The following is a 403-nucleotide window of genomic DNA, read 5'->3' as shown; positions in this document are numbered from 1 at the left end:
TTCCAGCGGCGTACGTGCACGTCCTGGCCCCGCAGCGCGACCTGGTCCTCGCCGCTCCCGCCGGTCAGCACCCCGGCGAGCGAGCGGACGATCGCGTCCGTGGACCCGGCGGGCACGTCGATCAACCCGCCCCACAGGCCGGGGTGTTCGAGGGCGACGACCCGGCCCAGGCCCCACAGGGCCTCGCGCGCGGGGTCGCCGGGACGCTCGTCGGCCGCGGTGACCTGGACGTCCTCGGTGAGGCACCACAGCGCGCCGTCGAGCCCGGAGTCGGTGAACGCCTGGGCGAGCACGACGGTGTCGCCGAGCGAGGGCAGGCCGAGCGGCGTGCCGATGTCCGCGCCGTTCTCGTCGACCGCCAGCAGGGACAGCACGCCGACCCGGTCCGCGTCCCCGGCGGCGT

1 protein-coding gene is annotated in these 403 nt (G+C 76.7%); it reads right to left on the bottom strand.

Translation table 11 applies throughout. From position 1 onward, the window contains the following. A partial coding sequence (locus G3I40_RS26755) for a hypothetical protein (RefSeq protein ID WP_164304721.1) occupies positions 1 to 403 on the bottom strand: 403 nt, incomplete at both ends.

This window comes from Streptomyces sp. SID14478 (assembly GCF_010548525.1).
Classification (GTDB): domain Bacteria; phylum Actinomycetota; class Actinomycetes; order Streptomycetales; family Streptomycetaceae; genus Streptomyces.
Note: the sequence above shows the minus strand (reverse complement) of the source record. Positions and strands in the feature narration are given on the sequence as shown.